This is a genomic window from Caldimonas taiwanensis NBRC 104434, assembly GCF_001592165.1.
GTDB classification, from domain to species: domain Bacteria; phylum Pseudomonadota; class Gammaproteobacteria; order Burkholderiales; family Burkholderiaceae_C; genus Caldimonas; species Caldimonas manganoxidans.
In genome coordinates, this window is sequence record NZ_BCWK01000089.1 from 1 (window position 1) to 702 (window position 702).

General features: G+C 68.2%; 1 protein-coding gene. It reads right to left on the minus strand.

Translation table 11 applies throughout. The features are described from left to right. Position 1: 1 nt before the first annotated feature. A partial coding sequence (locus CTA01S_RS16280) for a transposase (protein WP_232301119.1) occupies positions 2-702 on the minus strand: 701 nt, incomplete at its 5' end.

Genomic DNA, 702 nt, shown 5'->3' on the forward strand with positions numbered 1-702 from the left:
TTCATCTCGCGGTGCCGACGAGAAGCGCCGGAGGTGCAAGAGTAGCGAGTCGACTCGCGAACGCGGCGAGCGCTGACAGCAGCCAGAGCGAGCGCAAAAAGGCTGGAGCAATGCCCCGCCGGGCGATGGCACGCAGCAGCCAACGGATGTTGAAGCCGGCTGCGCACAACACCGCATGCAGCGCGTCGCCCTCAGCGCCCTTGAGCCAGCAGCGCTTCATGCCGTGATCGTGCTTGGCATGCCCGATGGCCGGCTCGACCGCCTGACGCCGCTTCAGCCAGCGCCGCTGGCTGCGCGTGAGCGACCGGCTCTTGCCGCGATGGATCAATGTCACCCCGCCAATGTCGGCATCCGCCCCCCGGTAGCCCAGGTCGACGATGGCCGTGTGCGGCTTGACGCCCAGGCCCTGCAGCAAGACGGTGGTCTGCTCCAGTTGCTCGGCCAGCGTGTGGCCGTCGTAGGGGTTGCCCGGCAGGCTGCGCGCACCGACCATCAAGCCCTGTTTGGCGCTCACCGCCACGCTGACCTTCACGCCGAACTCGTAGGGCTGGCGGGCCTTGCCCTTGCCGATGCACTCGACCTCCGGGGCGTGCAGCGCGTACAGCTTGTGCTTGTCCTTGGGGCGCTGCAAGCGGATGCGTTCGGCACGCTCCAGCCATGGCTGCAGGCGATCACGCACGTCTTGCGGCACCTCCAGCAGGC